This window comes from Pontibacillus sp. HN14, assembly GCF_021129245.1.
GTDB lineage: Bacteria > Bacillota > Bacilli > Bacillales > BH030062 > Pontibacillus.
The window spans coordinates 1,040,219-1,061,805 of the sequence record NZ_JAJOLR010000001.1 but is presented as its reverse complement, the minus strand read 5'-3'; the positions used below and the strand labels follow the sequence as shown (position 1 = coordinate 1,061,805).

Sequence of the window (21,587 nt, the reverse complement as noted above, 5' to 3'; positions counted from 1 at the left end):
CTTCCATACAAGCGTTAAGTTTAATATAATTAAACAATAAGGGGAGGGGATATAGATGACTTCACTGGGAGCTCGAATTAAAACACTTAGAAAAAAGAAAAAGTTAACTTTGCAAGGGCTGTCTGGAGATTACATGACGAAAGGAATGCTAAGCTTAATTGAGAATGATAAAGCAAAGCCTTCGATGCAAAGTCTTCATTATATTGCAGACCAATTAGATGTATCCGTGAATGAACTACTTGAACAAGTTAGTGTAACGGAAGTTCGTGAGCTTTTAATTACTATTGAAACGCTTATTAAAGATGGTGAGAATGAGGAAATTATTGAAAAAATGTCTCCTCTGAAGACGGAGCAACTACCAATCTCATATGAGTCCGCAAAAGTGTTGGAAATCTACGGTAAGAGTTTATATGCAGTAGGAGAACAAGGTTGGGAAGTGACTTTACACCAGGCGGATCATTTGTATATAACACTAACTCTTTTTAAAGAATCGGTTCAGGTTACACTTTTTGAGGCGTGGAGCAAAATAGAACTACAACAGTATGAGGAAGCACTGCATTTAATAAGAGAAAAGCGATCAGTCATACAATCGAAAGGAGCAGAACTTGAAACGTTAACATCGCTTAAGTACCTTACGTTTGAAACCATCTTACTTTTTGCTATTGGTCACAATGAAGAAGCCTTGCACGTATTGCATAGGGCGATCGCCCATTCAAGAAAAAGCAAGACGTTTTATCAAGTTGAAGAGTTATACCGACTGGCTTGTTATTATTCGATTATGACGCGAGATGAAGGTGCTGTCACATTTTATTTGGATAAGCTCGATTTGTATAGCAAGTTTGTAGACAGTAATGAAACCAAAGCCTTGGTATTGCTGCTACAAGCTCATTATTATAATGAGGTAAAAGGAGATTATAAAGAAGCAGTGCGATCCACGGAGACCTTTAAACTGCTATCTGGTGGTGAAGTGGATTCGTATTATGCAATGGAAAAAGGGAAAGCTCTATATCATATGGGAGATATAAAAGGTGCATGGCAACTACTGAATCAATTCAACATTATTCCTGAATGGGTGCACCCCTTTGATCGTTCTCTGATTTACCATGTCAAAGCATATCAAGCTCGTTGTTTGATGGAATTAGGAGAATGGGAAAAGGGAAAGGTGTATGCAAAAGATGCATATGAAGGAATACGAGGGCTCCCGGAAACACCTTATCAACAATTTGTGTACGAAACTTTTAAACAGTCCCAATAAAAAATGGTCAATAAATCTGTTATGTGGTTAAATAGAAACGAGGAAACAGAAGGAGGATCCACCTTGAAGAAAAAATTAGTCACGACTATTATAGTCAGCATCATCGTGATTACAGGATTATCGTTTTATCTGAATACGAAAATCGCTCATCACGAAACGTTGCATGATGTGAAAGTTATCGAGAAGCATGACCTGGAAAAGGAAAAATCCCATGAGTACATAATAAAGGTTGAGGGCATGGATAAAGAATTAAGATTTGAAGATAAAATGACCTGGAACCTTGTAGAAGTTGGCCAAACTTATGATATTGAATATGAATATTCAAAGGCCCACCCACCAGCAGTAACAGCCATCGGAGATCTTGAAGGTCATGGTGGAGGGCACTAAGGTTTTTATTTCAGTTATGGAAGAGAAAGTTGTACCTCTTTCATAACTGAATTTTTTTGTCATTTTTTAACTGAATAATTTGAATATTTATGGTACAATAGCATGAATTGAAGCGAATGCATGTTCGTAAAAAGGAGTAGTCTATAGTGCTAAAAAAATGGATTGTCATCTATGTATTGCTGACGAATGGTGTGTTTTTCCTTAGTATTTGGAGTAATTTATCAAATTGGATTGCTTCCATCCTCCTTGTTGTTCTAACCATTAGTTTTATTATATTAGTTGAAATAGCTAGCAAAAAAGGAAAGCTCAACGATATTGAATGATTAAAGGAGTGGAATGAGAGTGGATTTTTGTATAAAGAGGGATATTTTCATAAAAGCAATAGATGATGCTAATAAAGTCATTCGTTCCAACACTTTAAATCCTTTGTTATCTGGGATTAAGCTTGAAGCAAACGAAAAGGAATTAACGTTAACAGGTAGTAACGGGGAAATCTATATTATGCGCAAGGTCTCAACACAAATTGAAGAAGAGCTCACTATTATGCAGGGAGGGAGTGTCGTTGTATCGGCAAAATCGCTTCATCAATTAATAAAAAAACTCCCTTTAGAAATACATATTCAGGTTGATCAAAACAATCGAATCACGATCAGATCAGGGGAGGTTAAAAGCCATATAAGCGGATTTGACTCTTCTTTGTTTCCGAGCATTCCTGCTGAAATTGCGCAAGAAGCCATCACTTTGGAAGGTAAAGATTTGCTCCAAATGGTAAAACAGACAACTTTTGCAGCTTCTAATCATGAGAATCGCCCTGTCTTGACTTCAGTCCATTTATCTTTTCAAAAAGAAAGCATCCGGGCGGTCGCTACCGATTCCCATCGTTTAGCCCTTAGAGAGTTTTCATACAAGAATCATTTGCAATGTTCTTGTAATGTTCCAAAAACAGCTTTTTCCCTCCTAGCTAAGGTACTGAGCCATGAAACTTCCCCAGTAAAAATCTCCATACATGATCGCTCAATTGTATTTGAAGCAGGTGACTTGTTGGTCTATTCAAAGTTAATTGAAGGACATTATCCAAATGTAGATCAGTTCATCCCTAAAAATGCACCTACTATACTCTCTGTTAATAAGCTTCAACTTCAGGAAGGGATTGAGAGGGCATGTCTATTTGCGAATGAATGGAAGAACCACAACATTCACCTTGAAGTCAGAAAAGGGGATCTTCATATATCCTCATCATCTTCTGATTTAGGAGGGATCGAAGAAAAACAAACTCTCCTGAGCGTAGATGGGGAAAAGGAATGTTCCGTAACTCTTGATGGAACTTTCTTAATAGAGGCGTTAAAAGCAGTTGAAGAAGAAAAAATTCGAATAGGAATCTCTGGGTCAATGCGTCCTATTTTTATACGTCCTCTTGATCATGAACAAGTTTGTCACGTTCTATCTCCAGTGCGGTCTCACTGAGATAAGAGGAGACCTGTACTTTTAGATTTTTAAAAGAAAGGTAATAACATCCTTTTTAACTAACAGAAAGGAGAAGGAGACCATAAATGGTCTCCTTCTCCTTAAGAAACTTAGGATTTATCCTTCTTTAACCGAGCTGTATAGGACATGGCTCTGTGGAGAGGAGCTTCTTCATTAAATTCTCCTGTGGTATAATCCATTGCCCCGCCTGGTATAGAATGATCCAAGAAGAGTGTACTCTCCTTTAGCAGAAGTTCAAGGTCAGCTGGAGAATAACATCGGAGAGACTGGGTCACCGCTTGGCTTTCGTCTCGACTTGACCACCACGTATCAATCATCCTGCAGTGATACGGATCGAAATCGTATAGCCTCATAATCTCATCAAAGCTCATTTCTATTCCAGCTGTGTTTGCCCAGTACCAGGGTGTATAGCAGTCGATCAGTGCTTGGCCATCCTCGTTTAACCAAATCCCAATAAGCTGGAGGAGTTTGGTTTGATCGGTATCTGTTCCGATTCCGAATCCGTCCCAGTAACAAATGCAATCGAATGTCTCTTTAATTGTAGTTTCATAGAAGTCCCCTTCATAAATGTGAAGTGTATCCTCCACATTATGATCTCTTGCCAGGGTCCTCATTTTTTCTATTGCTTTCGGCGCTAGTTCAATAACCGTAACCTCATACCCTCGTTTAGCGGCAGCGACTGCAAACTGTCCTGTGCCTGCTCCGAGCTCCAGGATCTTTTCAGGTTTGGATTCTATTAATTCTTCCATTTTATCAACCAAATCATCCCTAAGCGTCAGAATCATAGGGTTATTGGTTAAGAGTTCATATTGCTTATTGTAAAATTCTTTAACCCATTCCATGTGTAAGCCCTCCCTTTATGTCGTTTCCTCATTACTTGAGAACTTCACAAAGATCAATAGTAAAAGAGCACAGTCATCCTCCTAATTATCCGACAATTCTATTTCTATTGTAGGGTAAGATTTGATTGTTCACAACAAAAATTTCCAAACGTATTCTACATGAACCTGAAGGACAAGCATAGGATGAAAGAAAGAGTTCCTTTAAAGAGGAGGAGCATATATATGTCTACCAAACTGGCTGCCTCTTTCTACGCAACTTTATCCATCACATTTTGGGGTATATCTTTTGTCTCAACTAAAGCAGTTTTAGATAAGCTTGATCCTTATACCGTACTCGTCATTCGATTTGGATTCGGGGCTTTGTTTTTATTAAGCGTACTTGTATTCATGAGATATCCAATGAAATTAGCCCTTATTCACGTTCCAGCCCTGATTGTACTTGGAATACTTGGAGTCTTTGTCCATCAAATTATTCAGGCAACAGCACTTTTAACCATTGATGCGTCTCATGCGGGATGGATTATATCGTTTTCCCCTGTGTTTACCGTTTTCTTGTCGATGATCTTTCTTCATGAAAAAGTGACGCTCTCAAGGGCTATAGGTATAGGGGTGGCTATAGCTGGTGTCATCTTAATTACGACCTCGAGAAGTGGCCAGGGGATCTCATTTGCTATGAACATAGGCTATCTTCTTATGCTCCTTAGCACCCTGAATTGGGCGGTTTATGGAATTCTTTTAAAACGATTACACATTCCGTTGCCTTCGATTGTCATTACTTTTTATATGAGTGCGCTCTCTTTCATCCTCACCGTCCCTATCCTCATAAAGGGGCGAGGATGGGAGGATTTAGCGCTGTTAAGTCCGGGGGAATGGGGTCACCTCATATTCCTTGGTGTGTTTGTTTCGGGTATCGCCTACTGGTACTGGGGGAAGGCGCACGAAGTATTAGAGGCTTCTCAGGCAAGTGCTTTTATGTACTTAGAGCCACTGGCTACATTAATTGCTGCAGTTTTACTGCTTAACGAGAGAATCTTCCTTCAAAGTATCGCCGGAGGAATCATTATTATTGTGGGAGTCATTTTCGTAAATGGACAGGTTTGGAACCTTAGGAACATTCTAAAGAAAAGGAGGGTGTAATATGGAGTGGAAAGAACGAATGGAAACTCTTCTTAAACCGTTAACTTCTCCGTCTAAAGAAGAGTTAAGGAGGGTGCTTCAGGAATTGAACACAACAGTAAAAGACGTAGAAGCAGAACTTGGCGATCCTGATGGGAAACCCTATTATAGGAAGCTTTTGTTTCATAATAAAGAGGTGGAACTTCTTGTTATGAATTGGTCTGATTTAGAATGTTCTCCTCATAATCATGGAAATTCTTATGGGTGGATTCATGTCCTTAATGGAAAAACAGAACATACGGTTTATGAGGTGCAGGACGGGAAGGTCCCACGGGCTATATTTGAAGAACAAAGGGGGGCAGGGGAATTTTTGTATGCTCCTGTTAAAGGAGTTCATAGAATGAAAGATGATCAAAAGAGTGGTTTAATTACCTTACATCTCTATGCTCCTCCTATTAAGGATATGGTGGTGTATGATCTTAAGGCTTGCGCAGCATGTGTGGTCTCAGAAGATTGTGGCGCTTGGTGGCCAGAGGAAACTCGGCAACGTGTGAAAGAGTTAAAGCTCAAGGCTTGAGGATTTTTTCCTCAAGCCTTTTTGTATGGGTCTCTATGGTTATCCTGTACAGATCATAATGATGTTTTCATCAGCATCTTTAATGGTAAAGAAGGAGATATCTTCAAAGCGTTGGATATCTGAATGGACACTGTATTCAAGCTCTTTTACAAATTGGAAGGATGAGTCAATATCCTCAGTATGAAAGTTAAATAAGGGGTGAGCTGAAGGCTTAACTGTTTGCTTTTTTCCTGGAGGTCCTGCATCAAGTAGGACACCCGTTGTGTGGTTGATCTTCATGTTATAGACGGGTTCTTTTACTTCCTCAGGATTATACTCCTGGCCTAGTAAATGACAGTACCATTTGGCTGCGGCCTGTAGATCACTTACTGGTATAAAAATAGTGTTCACTCTATTATGAATAGGGCTTTTTGTGATTTTCATTTTTACTCTCCTTTTATTTTTGCTTGCTTTACTGTTTTCTGGAAAATGGAAAGAATTCCTTTGTGAATTTTACAGTGAGCTCTCGTATGAGGTGATTGAAGGAAAGATGGATTTGATTGAAGAAAGAATATGGAGGTATGAAGAATAGAGTGGTCTAATTGAAGAAAGAGCTCTCAGACTGTATAAAAAGAGGTTAGAATGCAGAAACCAAGTATAGGTATGTAGGAAAGATGTATCTATATGTATAAAATGTCCTGGCAACTGTAGAAAAAGCCACCGAACTGCACAATTGAAAGAAGAAATGAAGAAAGAGAAACCCGCAACTACATTCCTCCGTTCATCAAAAAAGAACTGAGCTAAAAGCTCAGTTCTTCTCACCAAATTCATGAAACAATTCAATTCCAGCAATTGATACACCGGCTACGAAACAAGCAACTGCAATGGTCCAGTGAAAGAAGAAGAAAGAACAGAGCATAGAGAGGAATGTCCAAAGAAACCAAAGGAGCCAAGTTTTATTGCGCATTCACTTCTATGTCTCCTTCATACATTTCACTAAATACTTTAGCAAAAGCTTTTACGGTGTTTCTAATTTCCTCATTGTTGTTTGCGTAACCACCAATCTCTATAAGTAAAGCTTTTTCAGAAAGATCCTGATTGTAAAGACCATTTCCTTGTGCTTTGCTCTTTTGAAATACGCCTCGACTAATGCTTGGATACTCGGTGTTTAGTTTTTTATTTAGCTCTGTAACGTATTGTAAGTTTTCTTCATAGAACTTATTTTCTTTTCCTACGATGAAGAAGAGTCTGGCATATGGCTCTCCGTTTATAGTAGTGGTCGTGATTTCTTTATCAACTGAATCACGGTGGATGTCGAGAATGTATTCTACATTATCGTTTTTTGCAAGGGCAGCTGTAGCAATTTCCCGTGAAGCTTTGTAGGAATCTGGATAAGACCAGTTCTTTTCTTTCAATTCTGTTGCGACATTGTCTTTAACGTGCTGTGTCTGAATATTGTATTTGAGCAACTCTTCTTTTAACATTGTTCCTACATTTACTATATTTTTTGTCTCATCGTGGCTAACCGCCTCGTTAGGTTTCGTTGCTCCGCTTAGGTTGGGAAGAAAGGCTTCCCATGTATGTGTATGATAAATCAAAACGGATGCTTCTTCTGGAACTTTCTCTTCTGCGGGTTTCTCCTTTTTGTCTTCAGCACTTGAGAAAAAATCTTCTGGTGGAGGTGATTCATAAGGAAGTGTAGTGTAATCGGTTCCCTCACCAGCGACTAAGATCTCGGTGTGATAAGCATCTAATCCGGGAATCTCACGCCCGAGAAGACTTCTGGCATCTCCTAAGCGTATATCTGTTAATGCATCAACGACAAATCGTGACGTGGAAAGGTCCGGGACTTCATCTTCATATTCTTGTAATAAGGGTGGCATCTCTCTCCCCATAACGGCCAGTAAAACTTCAGTACTATTAAAGGACTTTAATGCATTTTCAATGGTTTGAGACGATAGAAACGTTTTACTATATGAGGTAGCCGTCATAAGTCCAATTAACATAAATAGAAACCCATAGATTACTAGATATCGACTAATAAATGTTACCTTTGCTCGTATGGAAGCTCTTGAAATTTGTAGCAAACCAGACCCCCTCCCTCACTCTAACTCTATGTAGGAGATGCGAAGAATATTAAATAAAAATATCTTTTCTAGTAAACGAACGAGAAAAATGAGAGAACAAAAACGGATATCATGTATCTTTTCGCTTTAGTGATGTGAAGAGGTAAAGGGTGTCTGACACGCATCTGTTTGGTAGAGTGCTAAAGAAAAAAGTATTGGGGTTTTTATGCTCATAATGAATAAATGTTTACGTAGAATGGAAGATTGGAGGGGGTTAAACTTGCTTTTATTCTAGAGCCTTGTATACCATTAAGATAGCAGATGGGTAGGGAAACAATAGGGGAGTGAGCTTGATGAAGGTACGTTTTATTCCAATGAAGCAAGAAACGTTTGAAGAGTATTACCAGACATCTGTAAGAGAATACGCTAATGAACATGTTGAGGCAGGTAATTGGACTGCTTCAGAAGCCATGATTAATGCACAGGAGCAGTTTGAGAGTCTCTTACCAGATGGCTTGAATACGAGGGATCATGATCTTTTTGCGGTGGTCAATGAGGAAGGGAAAGAGATTGGAATGATCTGGCTTCATCGACAGCACCGGCCAGAAGAAACGCACATTTTTATCTACGATATAAAGCTCCATAATGAAGAACAGGGAAAAGGTTATGGAACAGCTGCAATGAGAGCTTTAGAAAGGTATGCAGAATCCTTAAATATCGTACAAATCGGGCTTCATGTTTTTGCTCATAATAAGCGAGCTTTACATCTTTATAAGAAAATGGGATTTGAAACTACAGATTTAGTGATGAAAAAACGATTGTCTTTCGAATAGCATAGGCTGCTTAAGAAGATTGTACTTCTTAAGCAGCCTTTTCTACGTGATCTTGATTTAGCACGTCTTAAAAAGATAAACGTTCACCATCGTTTGGTATAATGACTTGGCTTGTTAGCTGATTTTCCTCCAGAAAACTGTGTAACGTTTTTCTGGATAATAAGCAATGATTTAGTGATTCCATATGCACGACAATGATGTTTGAGTTGGGTGCAGCTTGATGAGTATTGTAAATATCTTCTGCGGTCATCGTAATGGGTCCGCCTTCAAGGAATTGAGCAGCTCCACTATTTACAATAATTAAATCCGGAGAGTGAGCGGTAAGGGCTTTTTCTACATCCTCACACCACACTGTATCCCCTGCAATGTAGAGAGACTGCTCTTCCTGATGCTTAAAGACCATTCCAGATACTGGGCCAGTCATCTTAGTAATGTCCCCTCTGCCATGTTGACCATTTGTTTGGTTAATCGTTACATCGCCTATGTGAACTTGTTTTTCAAAAGAGTGAACATTTGAAAAGCCCTCTTGTTTTACGGTCTTTAAATCTTCTTGGTTTTGAACAAATATTTTAATGTCTGTTGGCAATATTTCTTTCGCTTTCTCATCGAAATGATCTGGATGAAGATGAGTAATAAATACAGCATCTACCTCTAAGTATTCACTCGCTTTATCTGGTAGTGGTACAAGTGGGTTAGATAATTCCTGATTGGGTGTGTTTGGAAAAGCAGGCATAGAACCCTGGTCAGCGAAGAATGGATCAATTAAAAAGCTATGTCCTCCATACTCTAGTAAAAGGGTTGCATTTCTTATATGATGGATATTCATGTGAATCTCCTCCTTTTTAGGTGTACACGTATAGGATAATATAAATGGAGTCTAGCTTACATAGATGAAATCAAGAATTTTGCGCCATGAACTTGAAATTTGAAAGGAGTGAGAGATGGTGGATGCCACGGATTATAAAATTGTACATGAGCTTAATCAGAATGCTCGGTTAAGTATGAAAGAGCTAGGTGAAAAAGTTCATTTGACAGGGCAGGCTGCTTCTTCACGAGTGTTAAAGTTAGAAGAAGCGGGGATTATTTCAGGTTATCAGGTTTGCGTGAATGAAGAGAAGATGGGGAATCCTGTGCATGTCTTTATAAATATTTACACAAGAGGGCCTTATCATAGATCTTATTTTTCAATTTTGGACCAATATCAGTATTTTGTAAGGAATAATTACAAAATTAGTGGAGATGGATGTTATTTATTAGAATGCCGTTTTCCATCAAACGAAGACCTTGATGAATTTATTACCAATCTTAGTGAGCATGTTGAATACAAACTTTCCATTGTTTTGAAAAATACACTTAAATAGAAGGACGACTTTTTGAAGTCGTCCTTCTATTTATTGTTCTTCTTTTGGCTTTTCATTTGCTTCTGGCATGATTTCATCAGCAAATTCAGCAAACGCAGCACCATTTGGGCGTGAATCTGCACGTTTCATATAATCTTGAATTTTACCAGCATATTTCTTCATTGGTTCATCATGGCTATGGTGCTCATCCTCGCGACCACGTGTAATGCCATAGAAGGCCGCACTCACCATTGTAGCCGCTACGCCCAGAACGGACATGACCATAGGGGTACGACTTTTTTTCTTTTTTCGAAACATGCCCATCCACATGGGTTGTTTTTTTGTATTGAACATGGACAACCATCGATTGTTTCTCATTAAAACATCCTCTCTGAAGAGTGTCTTCGTTCTTAGTGTCTCTAGAAATAGGTCGTTTATGAGAAGAATAACAACGTCGCCATCGACAAAATCTACCTATAACTATGTTATAGTTGCAATCACAATGGAAGTGAGGTGTGCATTATGCAAAATAAGTCATTACATAATAAAGCGAATCGTTTAAACCATGAAAAATCCCCCTACCTTCTTCAACATGCTTATAACCCTGTTGATTGGTATCCTTGGGGCGAGGAAGCCTTTCAGAAAGCAAAGAGGGAAGGAAAGCCGATATTTCTTTCCATTGGATATTCAACTTGTCATTGGTGTCATGTAATGGAAAGGGAATCCTTTGAAGATCAAGAAGTGGCCCAAATGATAAATGAGCGGTTTGTAGCCATTAAAGTGGACCGGGAGGAGCGTCCTGATCTCGATTCCGTTTATATGACCATTTGCCATATGATGAACGGCATGGGGGGATGGCCGCTAAGTGTGTTTATGACCCCTGAACAAGTTCCTTTTTATTCAGGGACGTATTTCCCGAAAGAAAGTCGGTATGGAATGCCGGGCTTGAAAGATGTCATCATTCAACTTTATCAAAACTTTAAGCAGCAACCTGATAAAGTGAAAAATATTGAAAAGAATGTTCAACATGCCCTTGATCAGGCCTTTCATATAACACCTTCAACAGAACTTTCTGAAGAGGTGCTCGATCACACTTATAGCACCTTATTTAAGCAATTTGATCGCACTTATGGCGGTTTTGGAAACGCCCCTAAATTCCCAAGACCCCATACACTTACATTTTTACTTAGGTATTATGATTACTCTGGTCAAGAAGAAGCGCTAAATATGGTCACTAAAACACTCGATGGGCTTGCTGCTGGGGGGATTTACGATCATGTAGGATTTGGCTTTTCACGGTATAGCGTGGATGAGAAATATCTTGTTCCTCATTTTGAGAAAATGTTATATGACCAGGCTTTACTTGGGATTGCTTATACAGAAGCATACCAGGTGACGAAGGAACCTCGTTTTAAGAAAACAGCTGATGAAATAATGTCTTATGTATTAAGGGACCTGACCCATCCTGAAGGAGGGTTTTACTCTGCCGAAGATGCTGATTCTGAAGGGGAGGAAGGCAAATTTTATGTATGGACCCCGGATGAGATTAAGGGAGTGCTCGGGAATTCATTAGGAGAACAGTTCTGTGAGATCTACAATATTACCGATCATGGAAATTTTGAAGGGAAGAGTATTCCGAACGTAATCGGTATTGATTTACAACAATATGCCTCCTCTTACAATAGTACTGAAAAAGAACTTGCTGAAGCCCTCGATCATTCTAGAGCAAAATTGTTTGAAGCGCGAAAGAAACGTATTCATCCCTTTAAGGATGATAAAGTGATTACATCTTGGAATGGGATGATGATTGCCGCATTAGCTAAAGCTTCTCGGGTATTTGAGAATGATACGTATATAAACGCGGCGAAACATGGACTTGAGTTTATCGAAACCCATCTGATCGTAGATGATCGGCTTATGGTCCGCTACAGAGACGGGGAGGTCAAACACCTTGGTTTAATTGATGATTATGCCTACATGTTGTGGGCTTACCTTGAAATGTATGAAGCTACTTACGATCTTGAGTATATCCAAAAGGCTAATCACCTGAGTGAGAACATGTTTAAGCTGTTTCTTGATGAAGAAGGTGGAGGGTTTTATTTATACGGCCACGATCATGAACAATTGATCGCCAGACCTAAAGAAGCAGCAGATGGCGCCGTTCCATCTGGTAATAGCGTGGCTGCTCTCCAGCTTTTACGATTGGCCCGCTTAACGGGAGATCATCAGAAAGAAGAGGTGGTAGAGAAAATGCTTCATGCTTTCTCAGACGACCTAGCTAAGTATTCGGACGGCCATGTTTACTTGATGCAAACGTACTTACTTACAAAAAGTAACATGAAAGAAGTTGTGATCTTACAAGGAATGAATAACGGAATGAAACCATTACTGGACTCTTTAAGAAATGACTTCTATCCGTCTAATACCACACTTGTTGCAGTAAGTCCTGAAGAACTTAAAGAGGTTGCCCCTTTTGCAGGTGACTACACATATTTGAATAATCAATCGACTGCGTATATTTGTGAGAATTTCAGCTGCCATACCCCAACGACAAGGGTGGATAAAGCATTTCGATATTTAAAGGTGTGAGGAGAACATCACACCTTTATCTCTGTTGGAAAAACTGAAACCCAAAGAACCGTTCATTCGTCTATATTGAATAAGAGGTGAGTTATTTGGGATTTTTATTGTTTATTATTGTTGTCCTAGCTATGGTAACCTCCAGTTTCCGAACGAAAAATCGAGACACGTATGGGGACAGTGATGCGAGTGGCGGAGACTCTTCTGGCTTTGGTTTGTTTGGAGATGGTGGTGACGGTGGAGGAGGCGGTGAGTAACGCTTCTTTCACAACGAGAGTACCTATAAAAGAAAAGAGCATTTGGCTATAGAAGCCAAATGCTCTTTTTGTGTCTCTTAGCTTATAAAAACATACCTGCTCCAGCAAGTAGTGATGTTAGCAACATCGTTACGATCATTAAATAGACTACAACTTTCTGGCGTTTTTCCCTCTTAGATGGTTTACGCTTTTGAGGCGCTTCTGTTTGTTTATTTTGAGCTGTTTTAGATGCCATCGTATTGACCTCCTTCATCCCCGATACTAGTCCTATTTTAACCCGAATCCGTGAATGGAACAAGTCTCCTTTTTTATAATACCAAAGCCCTTCTCTTCGTATTGTTGAACATTACTCTTATAGTGAATAATGATTCATTTTATAACCAGTTTCATGATACAATAAAATTGTCGAAAAATTGAAAGGGTTTTCTTGTTCTTTATCGAATACGTTCAAAATGATGCGTATTTTATCTAAAAGGGGGAGTTCGGATGGGGTCAACCTATAATGAGCAAAAACAAAAATGGGAGGAACAATCCAAGAAAGCAATCGAACGATTTCCAGAGAGGAAGGAACCGTTCGAAACGAGTTCCCATATTGAAATTGATCGTCTTTATTCACCAAATGAAATCAATGAAGATTATATTAATGATATAGGGTTTCCCGGGCAATATCCATTTACACGGGGGATCCAACCTACAATGTATCGAAGTAGATACTGGACCATGCGTCAATATGCAGGCTTTGGTTCCGCGGAGGAAACAAATAAACGGTTCCGTTATTTGCTCGATCAAGGGCAAACGGGACTTTCTGTAGCTTTCGATCTACCAACGCAAATTGGATATGACTCTGATGATCCTATGGCCGAAGGAGAAGTCGGGAAGGTCGGGGTAGCCATTGATAGTCTAGCTGATATGGAAACGTTGTTTAACGAGATTCCTCTTGAGCAAGTAAGCACATCCATGACCATTAACGCCCCTGCTTCTGTATTACTTTGTATGTATATCGCTGTTGGGGAAAAACAAGGTGTACCGAAGGAGAAATTAACAGGTACGATTCAGAACGATATTTTAAAAGAGTATATTGCGAGAGGAACGTACATTTTTCCTCCTAAGCCATCTATGAGAATCATTACGGACATCTTTGGTTATTGTCATGAGCATGTCCCTAAGTTCAATACGATTAGTATATCGGGCTATCATATCAGAGAAGCAGGATCTACTGCCGTACAGGAAGTGGCATTCACTCTTGCAAATGGATTGGCTTATGTAGATGCAGCCATTGAATCAGGTCTTAAAGTCGATCAATTCGCACCACGTCTAGCCTTCTTTTTTAACGCACATAATCAATTTTTTGAAGAAGCGGCTAAATTCAGGGCGGCTCGCAGAGTGTGGGCAAAAATTATGAAAGAACATTATAAAGCGGAAGATCCAAAAAGTTGGAAGCTTAGGTTCCACACCCAAACAGGGGGGTCTACTCTTACAGCACAGCAGCCTGATAACAATATTGTCCGTGTAGCGTTGCAAGCTTTATCAGCTGTAATGGGCGGGACGCAAAGTTTACACACAAACTCTCGCGATGAAGCTTTGGCACTACCGACCGAAGAGTCTGCACGCATAGCCCTAAGAACCCAACAAATTATTGCGAATGAAAGTGGCGTTGCAGATACTGTTGATCCTTTAGCTGGTTCTTATTATGTTGAGAAGTTAACGGATCAAATTGAAGAACAAGTCAATCAATACCTGGATCAGATTCGTGAGATCGGTGGAGCTGTTCAAGCTGTCGAAGAGGGCTACATGCAACGGGAAATTCACCACGCTGCTTATGAAACACAGAAGAGAATTGAAAGTGGAGAAGATGTGATCGTCGGGATGAATCAGTATAAGATTGACGAAGAAGTTAATCCAGAGTTATTAAAAGTTGACGAATATTTAGAGAAAGCTCAGGTACAGAAGACAGGTAACATTCGTATTCATCGAGACCAGGAACGTGTCGAGCAAGCGCTCAATCGGATTAAGCAAGCAGCCCAAGATCAAAACGATAATTTAATGCCGCATATTCTTGAAGCCGTAAAAGCATACGCTACTGTTGGTGAGATTTGTCACACCCTTCGAAGAGAATTCGGAGAATATGTTGCGCGCTAATTAGAAGAGGGGGAACGGTTATGGATAGAAAAATACGTGTACTTATAGCGAAACCAGGACTTGATGGGCATGATCGTGGAGCGCTTGTCATTTCGCAAGCTCTTCGTGACCATGGTATGGAGGTCATTTATACTGGGCTGCGCCAATCGCCTGATCAGATTGCTCAAGCAGCTATTCAAGAAGATGTCGATATTGTGGGATTATCCTCATTATCAGGCGCGCACCGGTCACTGTTTCCAAAAATTGTGGAAACATTAAAAAAATACAATGCAGAGGATATCCCTGTTTTTGGTGGCGGTGTTATTCCAGCTGAAGATATTCCGTTCTTAGAGGAAAAAGGGATTAAGAAGATCTTTACACCTGGTAGTTCGACAGATGAGGTAGCGAAATACATTCAACGGCTTGTTGATCCTGAACAATCCGCAGAGGTTAAACCGCCAGAGAAGATTGCTCACATTGGAATCGCTGTACAGAACATTGAACAAACTCTTCCGTTTTACACAGATACCCTTGGTCTTACTCTTACACATGTTGAAACAGTTGAGAGTGAAGGCGTTAAAGTTGCCTTCTTACCAATTGGGGAGACTCAAATCGAATTGTTAGAGCCGTTAAGTGATGATTCTTCAATTGCTCAGTTTATTAAGAAGAAAGGAGAAGGAATCCATCATATTGCATTTGAGGTATCGGATATAGGCGATCGGTTAAAACAATATAGGGCTGATGGCGTTCCTTTACTCAATGAGGTGCCAAAGAAAGGGGCACACAATGCTGATGTCGCTTTTTTACACCCGAAAGCATCTAACGGTGTTTTATATGAGTTATGTCAGCATGGAGGTGACCAAACGTAATGGATATTTATAATAAGATTAATGAACTCTATGATAGAAGAAGAACCATAGAAATGGGCGGTGGAGATGAACGTATACAAAAACAACGAGATAAGGGAAAGATGACAGCTAGAGAACGAATTGACTATCTCCTTGATGAAGGAACGTTCGTGGAACTCAACCCATTTATTGAGCACCGGGGCACAGAGTTTGGAATGGCAGGGAAAGAAGCACCTGGTGAAGGGGTCGTTACCGGTTTTGGGAAGATTAAAGGCAATGATGTGTACTTATTTGCCCAGGATTTTACGGTCTTCGGTGGGGCATTAGGTGAAATGCACGCAAAAAAAATTGCTGCGGCCATGGATCTTGCTGTCAAAAATGGTGTCCCCTTTATCGGTTTAAACGACTCAGGTGGCGCTCGAATTCAAGAAGGAGTCACTTCTCTTGATGGTTATGGGCAAGTCTTTTATCGAAATTCGATCTATTCAGGAGTGATTCCACAAATTTCTGTTATTATGGGACCTTGCGCAGGGGGAGCGGTTTATTCTCCTGCGATTACAGATTTCGTTATTATGGTTGAGGAAACGTCCCAAATGTTTATAACAGGACCTAAAGTAATCGAAACCGTAACAGGTGAGCAAATCTCTTCTGAGGACCTAGGTGGAGCGCATGTACATAATAGTAAAAGCGGAAATGCTCATTTGAAAGCAAAGACAGAAGAAGAAGCGTTAGATCAGGTCCGTTCTTTAATTGATTACCTACCTGCTAATAATGAAGAGAAACCTCGTCAAATAGAAATGGATGAGGAGGATCATTACAGACCAGACCTCACAGACTTAATCCCGTTTGATCCCATTCGTCCCTATGATGTAAGGACCATTATTGATCAGGTAACGGATGAAAACTCCTTCTTTGAAATTCATCCAGACTTTGCGAAGAACGTTGTGGTTGGATTCGCTCGCATTAAAGGGAAAACGGTGGGACTCGTTTGCAACCAGCCTAAAGTGATGGCTGGTGGTCTGGATATTGATTCTTCTGATAAAGCTTCCCGTTTTATTCGCTTTTGTGATTCATTTAATATTCCACTCATTACATTTGAAGACGTAACTGGGTTTTTCCCGGGTGTTAAACAAGAGCATGGTGGAATTATCAGACACGGAGCTAAAATCTTATATGCTTATTCAGAAGCGACTGTTCCAAAGATAACAGTCATTACTCGAAAAGCATATGGCGGGGCTTATGTGGCGTTAAATAGTAAATCAATTGGAGCAGACCTTGTCTACGCGTGGCCGAATGCTGAAATTGCGGTGATGGGGCCAGAGGGAGCAGCAAATATTATTTTTGCCAGAGACATAAAGGGGAGTGAAAATCCTGAAGCGACTCGTCAGGAGAAAATCAATGAATACCGTGAAAGATTTGCCAATCCTTATGTAGCTGCAGGTCTTGGTATGGTCGATGATGTTATTGATCCTAGAGAGACAAGAATCTCTCTTATTCAGGCACTAGATATGCTTAAAAATAAAAAAGAAGAACGACCAAAGAAAAAGCACGGAAATATTCCTTTATAAGAAACATCGTTTGACACTTGAGATGGCTTTCGCTAACGTACTAATAGAGAGTCATCTCTTTTTTTACATATTGAAGGAGGCAGCATATATGCTTACTGTAAATCGTGACCGATTAATTGAAGAATTTCTTGAGTTGGTTCAAATTGACTCAGAAACGGGAGACGAAGCAAAGATAAACGAAGTATTGAAAAAGAAATTTACAGACCTTGGTGTCGAGGTTTTTGAAGACAATGCCAAGGAAGTGACAGGGCATGGCGCTGGGAATCTTATCTGTACCCTGAAAGGAAGTAAGGGGGGTGTGGATCCAATTTACTTTACTTCTCATATGGATACAGTTGTACCTGGTAATGGCGTGAAACCTACTATTCAGGATGGCTATGTGGTTACAGATGGCACAACGATCCTTGGGGCGGATGATAAGACTGGATTAGCTGCTATTTTTGAAGCGATCCGTACCCTTCAAGAGAATAATGTAGAGCATGGGGATATTCAGTTTATCATTACAGTTGGTGAAGAATCAGGTTTAGTCGGAGCTAAAGCGCTGAATCCTGAACATTTAACTGCTAAATATGGCTATGCTCTTGATAGTGATGGGAAAGTTGGGAATATCGTAGTGGCAGCACCTACACAAGCTAAGCTGAATGCAGTGGTTAAAGGGAAGACTGCACACGCAGGTGTCGCTCCTGAAAAAGGAATTTCAGCGATTACACTAGCGGCTCGTGCCATCTCAAAAATGCCGCTTGGACGCATTGATGAAGAGACGACGGCAAATATCGGCCGTTTTGAAGGTGGTCAGAAGACGAATATTGTTTGTGATCACGTAGAAATCCTAGCTGAAGCTCGTTCACTTGTTCCGGAAAAAATGGAAGCTCAAGTGGAAAAGATGCGAAAAGCCCTTGAAGAGACTGCTGAAGAAATGGGCGGAAGTGTAGATATTGAAACCCAAGTTATGTACCCAGGCTTCAAACATAGTGAAGGGGAAGAAGTCGTTGAAGTAGCCAGACGTGCTGCGAAGGCGATCGGTCGTTCTACTGATCTTCTTACTAGCGGTGGAGGTAGTGATGCAAATATTATTGCAGGTCACGGAATTCCGACGGTGAACCTTTGTGTAGGATACGAAGAGATCCACACAACGAATGAACGTATGCCTCTTGATGAACTAGAGAAAACAGCTGAACTCGTGGCAGCAATTGTACAAGAAACAGCTCAAAAATAAGTCAAAAGCCTTCCGCCTGTTATGTCAGGTGGAAGGCTTTTTTACATATTTCTTCTGTGGATCGTAGACACTATGGACTGATGGATACAGGAGGGATAAACGTGCAACAACAAAACGATTCAACTACGAATCAAAAGAACATGGCCCCATCGACTAACCATGGAGGTCATGAGCTTTTTGATGCTCACGAAGTTATTGCATCTGTTATAAGTTTAATGGATCAATACCAAATGTATGAACAGCACATACAAGACCAGAAGTTAAAGGATATTTTAAATCGTCAGTACGCTTTTATTGAAACGATGTATAATACGATTGTAGAGAGCTTTAGCACGGGAAATAAACCGTCTGTTTCTACCCAAGTATACAAGATGGAAGAAGATCATACGACCGTTTATGGATTAAATCAGGGAGAGCCAAAAAAGCCCAATCAATCTGTACAAGAACTATCTGATAAAGGGTTATCTGCTTACATGTTAGGACAAACGAAGTCTCTAGCTACGCTGTTTTCGATGACGGCTTTAGAGATGACAAATCCCGTATTAAGACGCGTCATAGCAGATAGCGTTCCAAACTTAATTGAAATGTCGTATGAAATCTTTCTTTATCAGAACAAACATGGGTATTATCAAGTTCCACAATTAAATCCTCAGGACATGAACCAGATGCTTCAAAGTTATGTTCAGACCAATCAAAAGCCTATGCAATAATTTGGAAAAAGAGTCACCTTAAAAGGTGACTCTTTTTTTTGTGTCCCTTATGTTTAAAACAACTTAAAAATATTTAAGCCGTCTAATCCCATGAGTGCTCTTAAAAGTTACAAAAAGGTACCTATACTACATGAAAGTACGTACTTTTTTCTTATATTTTTACGATGCATAATAGCAATTGTTGCAACGGCAGTGAAGGAAACAGACAAGCCGTAAGCAATAGTCTTATGTATGAAACAGCTTATAGTTACTTTTTAGTACCTACCGTACTTTAAAGTGCGTACTTCCGCAAAGATGAAGTACATTGCATAATGTAATGTACGCAAGTTGGATAGGTAATGGCGCCTTATCTATTCAGTGATTATTAACGATAGTTCAAAGGAGGATCTCTTTAATGAGTTCTAACACACAACATTCAAATCAAGCTCAAAATAAAGGAGGCACACTGGCGCTACTTGCGCTAGCGATTAGTGCCTTTGGTATTGGAACAACGGAGTTTGTTCCAGTTGGACTTCTTTCATCGATTGCTGATGATTTATCTATATCGATTACGTTGGCAGGTCTTTTGATTTCTGGATATGCAATTGGAGTATCTATTGGGGCACCGGTTCTTACAGCATTAACATCCAAGATGAATCGAAAAACGCTTCTGATGTCTTTGATGGTTCTGTTTATAGTAGGTAACTCTGTAGCGGCGTTATCAACTAGTTTTACAGTCTTATTTATAGCTCGCTTTATTACGGCGTTCTCACATGGCATATTCTTCTCGATTGGCGCAACAATTGCTGCTGATTTAGTTCCGCAGCATAAGCGTGCCAGTGCAATAGCATTTATGTTTACAGGCTTAACAGTTGCGACCGTAACAGGTGTTCCACTTGGGACATTTATTGGACAAGCCTTTGGTTGGAGAGCAACCTTCTGGGGAGTCGCACTACTAGGTCTTATTGGTGTTATTTCCAGTGCGATATTGGTCCCTAAAGATCTTAAAGAAGCACCACCAGCGAAATTTAGTGAACAGCTTAAGATTTTAACAAATGGTAAATTAATCTTAGCTTTTGTCATTACAGGTCTAGGGTATGGAGGTACGTTCGTAGCCTTTACGTATCTTTCTCCGATATTAGAAGATATTACAGGATTTAGCGCCCGTTGGGTAAGTATTATCTTAGTTGGATATGGTGTGGCCGTTGCGATTGGTAACACCATCGGTGGAAAAGCTTCAAACAAAAATCCACTAAAAGCTCTGTTTTGGATGTTTGTATTCCAAGCTATTATTCTATTTATCTTAACGGTAACAGCGCCATTTAAAGTACTTGGTTTAATTACTATCTTCTTTATGGGTCTGTTTGCATTCATGAACGTTCCTGCTTTGCAAATCCTTGTTGTGAACCTGGCTGAAAAATATGTTCCATCTGCTGTTAACGTAGCATCAGCTTTAAATATTGCAGCTTTTAACGTCGGGATTGCGATTGGATCGTTTGTTGGGGGAATAATTGTAGACTCTATTGGACTTGAGCACACACCTTGGGTAGGTGCTGTCATGGTAGTTGGCGCTATATTATTAACAGCGGTTCTTCGTTCGATGGAACGTAAAGAAGACTAATCTGACTCAGAAAGGGCACTCCGAGTTAGATAACTAGATAAATCACCCGAACGCAGCACCCTGGTTCACCAAAGAACCAGGGTGTATTATATTGCATTCTATTCCATTTTAAGGATAAAATAGGGCGGGGAGGTGAGGATGAATTGGCTCAAGAAGGAACCCGTCTTCCTTTTCGTGACGTCGTTTTATATTTTATTAGTTTAGGGATTTTAATTTGGGTTTTGAACTCACTCACGTTGATGAATGCTTTATGGTTTGGAGTTCCTATCCTTGTAATAAGCTCTATCATTACGTATATCCGTTCTAATAAAGTCCAATCTAATGTACACCGGTATTTGCAGGAAAAAGGGGTAACCAAAGGGATTGTTTTTCCGATAATAATGATCCTCCAGGTCTCATGTTTTCTTGTATCCATCTCGCTAGAAAGTGGCCCCTTTATTGTTAATGGTCAGACAGGTTTCGATGACTACATGGTGAGGGAGTTCAATAGAAGGTTAGCTTTATCACTTATACTATTTTTATTTGGTATTCGAACGGTGATAGCAGGTTGGCTTGAGAAAAGTAAATCTTCTATTTGGATTGGTGTAAGTGTTATCTTCCTTTATTTTGGTATAGTTTACAAGATGGGGATAAGTTATGGAGTATGGTAAGAGTGTTAGAGAGTGCCTTGAAAAGGTGCTCTCTTTTTTGATTTTAGCAACCGTCATCTCCCGTTTAATGCTATAAAACATTAGCTAGAGGTGTCTTTGGAACGAGGAGACCCCGGACTGAACGAAGTAAAGGACAGCATGCCCGCGGAAATTCAGGAAT

General features: G+C 39.9%; 24 protein-coding genes. 17 read left to right on the top strand and 7 right to left on the bottom strand.

The genetic code is table 11. The features are described from left to right. Nucleotides 1-55 precede the first annotated feature (55 nt). The 4 genes from LQ226_RS05460 to dnaN all read left to right on the top strand — a co-directional run bounded on the left by LQ226_RS05460 (nt 56) and on the right by dnaN (nt 3,106). Nucleotides 56-1,255 carry a helix-turn-helix domain-containing protein gene (locus LQ226_RS05460; protein WP_231416842.1) on the top strand — a complete coding sequence of 400 codons (1,200 nt, stop codon included), beginning with the start codon at nt 56-58 and terminating at the stop codon, nt 1,253-1,255. 63 nt (nt 1,256-1,318) lie between these two features. Next, nucleotides 1,319-1,642: a hypothetical protein gene (locus LQ226_RS05455; protein ID WP_231416841.1), complete on the top strand. Its 324-nt coding sequence runs from the start codon at nt 1,319-1,321 to the stop codon at nt 1,640-1,642. A 146-nt stretch (nt 1,643-1,788) separates the two neighbouring features. Then, nucleotides 1,789-1,965 carry a hypothetical protein gene (locus LQ226_RS05450; protein WP_231416840.1) on the top strand — a complete coding sequence of 59 codons (177 nt, stop codon included), beginning with the start codon at nt 1,789-1,791 and terminating at the stop codon, nt 1,963-1,965. A gap of 19 nt (nt 1,966-1,984) precedes the next feature. Continuing rightward, a complete protein-coding gene (gene dnaN / locus LQ226_RS05445; protein ID WP_231416839.1) occupies nt 1,985-3,106 on the top strand; it encodes a DNA polymerase III subunit beta in 1,122 nt (373 codons plus the stop codon). A gap of 110 nt (nt 3,107-3,216) precedes the next feature. On the opposite strand, the gene LQ226_RS05440 is transcribed toward dnaN, so the two are convergent. Then, complete coding sequence (locus LQ226_RS05440; RefSeq protein ID WP_231416838.1) at nt 3,217-3,969, bottom strand: class I SAM-dependent methyltransferase; 753 nt, start codon at nt 3,967-3,969, stop codon at nt 3,217-3,219. A gap of 222 nt (nt 3,970-4,191) precedes the next feature. On the opposite strand from LQ226_RS05440, the gene LQ226_RS05435 reads away from it, so the two are divergent. Together LQ226_RS05435 and LQ226_RS05430 are read left to right on the top strand one after the other, a co-directional pair. Next, the gene (locus tag LQ226_RS05435) at nt 4,192-5,106 is read left to right on the top strand and encodes a DMT family transporter (protein WP_231416837.1); all 915 of its coding nucleotides are present in this window, start codon (nt 4,192-4,194) and stop codon (nt 5,104-5,106) included. 1 nt (nt 5,107) lies between these two features. Then, the gene (locus LQ226_RS05430) at nt 5,108-5,662 is read left to right on the top strand and encodes a cysteine dioxygenase (RefSeq protein WP_231416836.1); all 555 of its coding nucleotides are present in this window, start codon (nt 5,108-5,110) and stop codon (nt 5,660-5,662) included. 39 nt (nt 5,663-5,701) lie between these two features. Here LQ226_RS05430 and LQ226_RS05425 read toward each other — a convergent pair whose 3' ends face one another. The 3 genes from LQ226_RS05425 to spoIIP form a co-directional block, all read right to left on the bottom strand. Further along, a complete protein-coding gene (locus LQ226_RS05425) occupies nt 5,702-6,085 on the bottom strand; it encodes a VOC family protein (RefSeq protein WP_231416835.1) in 384 nt (127 codons plus the stop codon). Nucleotides 6,086-6,449: 364 nt separating this feature from the next. Then, a complete protein-coding gene (locus tag LQ226_RS05420) occupies nt 6,450-6,608 on the bottom strand; it encodes a hypothetical protein (RefSeq protein WP_231416834.1) in 159 nt (52 codons plus the stop codon). After that, nucleotides 6,598-7,728, bottom strand: a complete 1,131-nt coding sequence (spoIIP, locus tag LQ226_RS05415) for a stage II sporulation protein P (protein WP_231416833.1) — start codon at nt 7,726-7,728, stop codon at nt 6,598-6,600. The genes LQ226_RS05420 and spoIIP overlap by 11 nt, the downstream gene beginning before the upstream one ends. Before the next feature lie 332 nt (nt 7,729-8,060). Here spoIIP and LQ226_RS05410 point away from each other — a divergent pair, with 332 nt between their 5' ends. Then, nucleotides 8,061-8,540: a GNAT family N-acetyltransferase gene (locus tag LQ226_RS05410; RefSeq protein WP_231416832.1), complete on the top strand. Its 480-nt coding sequence runs from the start codon at nt 8,061-8,063 to the stop codon at nt 8,538-8,540. Nucleotides 8,541-8,607: 67 nt separating this feature from the next. Here LQ226_RS05410 and LQ226_RS05405 read toward each other — a convergent pair whose 3' ends face one another. Next, the gene (locus LQ226_RS05405; RefSeq protein ID WP_231416831.1) at nt 8,608-9,366 is read right to left on the bottom strand and encodes an MBL fold metallo-hydrolase; all 759 of its coding nucleotides are present in this window, start codon (nt 9,364-9,366) and stop codon (nt 8,608-8,610) included. A gap of 115 nt (nt 9,367-9,481) precedes the next feature. On the opposite strand from LQ226_RS05405, the gene LQ226_RS05400 reads away from it, so the two are divergent. After that, on the top strand, nt 9,482-9,901 hold the full coding sequence (locus LQ226_RS05400; RefSeq protein ID WP_231416830.1) for an Lrp/AsnC family transcriptional regulator: 420 nt from the start codon (nt 9,482-9,484) through the stop codon (nt 9,899-9,901). 30 nt (nt 9,902-9,931) lie between these two features. Here LQ226_RS05400 and LQ226_RS05395 read toward each other — a convergent pair whose 3' ends face one another. Next, nucleotides 9,932-10,234 carry a hypothetical protein gene (locus tag LQ226_RS05395; protein WP_231416829.1) on the bottom strand — a complete coding sequence of 101 codons (303 nt, stop codon included), beginning with the start codon at nt 10,232-10,234 and terminating at the stop codon, nt 9,932-9,934. Between the two features lie 168 nt (nt 10,235-10,402). Here LQ226_RS05395 and LQ226_RS05390 point away from each other — a divergent pair, with 168 nt between their 5' ends. Beyond that, complete coding sequence (locus LQ226_RS05390; RefSeq protein ID WP_231416828.1) at nt 10,403-12,469, top strand: thioredoxin domain-containing protein; 2,067 nt, start codon at nt 10,403-10,405, stop codon at nt 12,467-12,469. 86 nt (nt 12,470-12,555) lie between these two features. Continuing rightward, nucleotides 12,556-12,717: a hypothetical protein gene (locus LQ226_RS05385; protein WP_231416827.1), complete on the top strand. Its 162-nt coding sequence runs from the start codon at nt 12,556-12,558 to the stop codon at nt 12,715-12,717. Between the two features lie 82 nt (nt 12,718-12,799). On the opposite strand, the gene prli42 is transcribed toward LQ226_RS05385, so the two are convergent. Then, nucleotides 12,800-12,952, bottom strand: coding sequence for a stressosome-associated protein Prli42 (gene prli42, locus LQ226_RS05380; RefSeq protein WP_231416826.1), 153 nt, complete (start codon nt 12,950-12,952; stop codon nt 12,800-12,802). Between the two features lie 251 nt (nt 12,953-13,203). Here prli42 and LQ226_RS05375 point away from each other — a divergent pair, with 251 nt between their 5' ends. From LQ226_RS05375 to LQ226_RS05345, 7 genes are all read left to right on the top strand, one after another. After that, nucleotides 13,204-14,856 (top strand): acyl-CoA mutase large subunit family protein, encoded by a 1,653-nt coding sequence (locus LQ226_RS05375; protein ID WP_231416825.1) that lies wholly within the window; start codon nt 13,204-13,206, stop codon nt 14,854-14,856. A 20-nt stretch (nt 14,857-14,876) separates the two neighbouring features. Then, on the top strand, nt 14,877-15,704 hold the full coding sequence (gene mce, locus LQ226_RS05370; protein WP_231416824.1) for a methylmalonyl-CoA epimerase: 828 nt from the start codon (nt 14,877-14,879) through the stop codon (nt 15,702-15,704). Then, on the top strand, nt 15,704-17,251 hold the full coding sequence (locus tag LQ226_RS05365) for an acyl-CoA carboxylase subunit beta (RefSeq protein ID WP_231416823.1): 1,548 nt from the start codon (nt 15,704-15,706) through the stop codon (nt 17,249-17,251). The genes mce and LQ226_RS05365 overlap by 1 nt, the downstream gene beginning before the upstream one ends. 88 nt (nt 17,252-17,339) lie before the next feature. Continuing rightward, nucleotides 17,340-18,467, top strand: a complete 1,128-nt coding sequence (locus LQ226_RS05360) for a M20/M25/M40 family metallo-hydrolase (protein WP_231416822.1) — start codon at nt 17,340-17,342, stop codon at nt 18,465-18,467. A 140-nt stretch (nt 18,468-18,607) separates the two neighbouring features. After that, on the top strand, nt 18,608-19,177 hold the full coding sequence (locus LQ226_RS05355) for a spore coat protein (protein ID WP_231417578.1): 570 nt from the start codon (nt 18,608-18,610) through the stop codon (nt 19,175-19,177). Between the two features lie 394 nt (nt 19,178-19,571). Then, the gene (locus LQ226_RS05350) at nt 19,572-20,777 is read left to right on the top strand and encodes an MFS transporter (RefSeq protein ID WP_231416821.1); all 1,206 of its coding nucleotides are present in this window, start codon (nt 19,572-19,574) and stop codon (nt 20,775-20,777) included. Between the two features lie 143 nt (nt 20,778-20,920). Next, nucleotides 20,921-21,427: a hypothetical protein gene (locus LQ226_RS05345; protein WP_231416820.1), complete on the top strand. Its 507-nt coding sequence runs from the start codon at nt 20,921-20,923 to the stop codon at nt 21,425-21,427. The last annotated feature ends 160 nt before the right edge of the window (nt 21,428-21,587 follow it).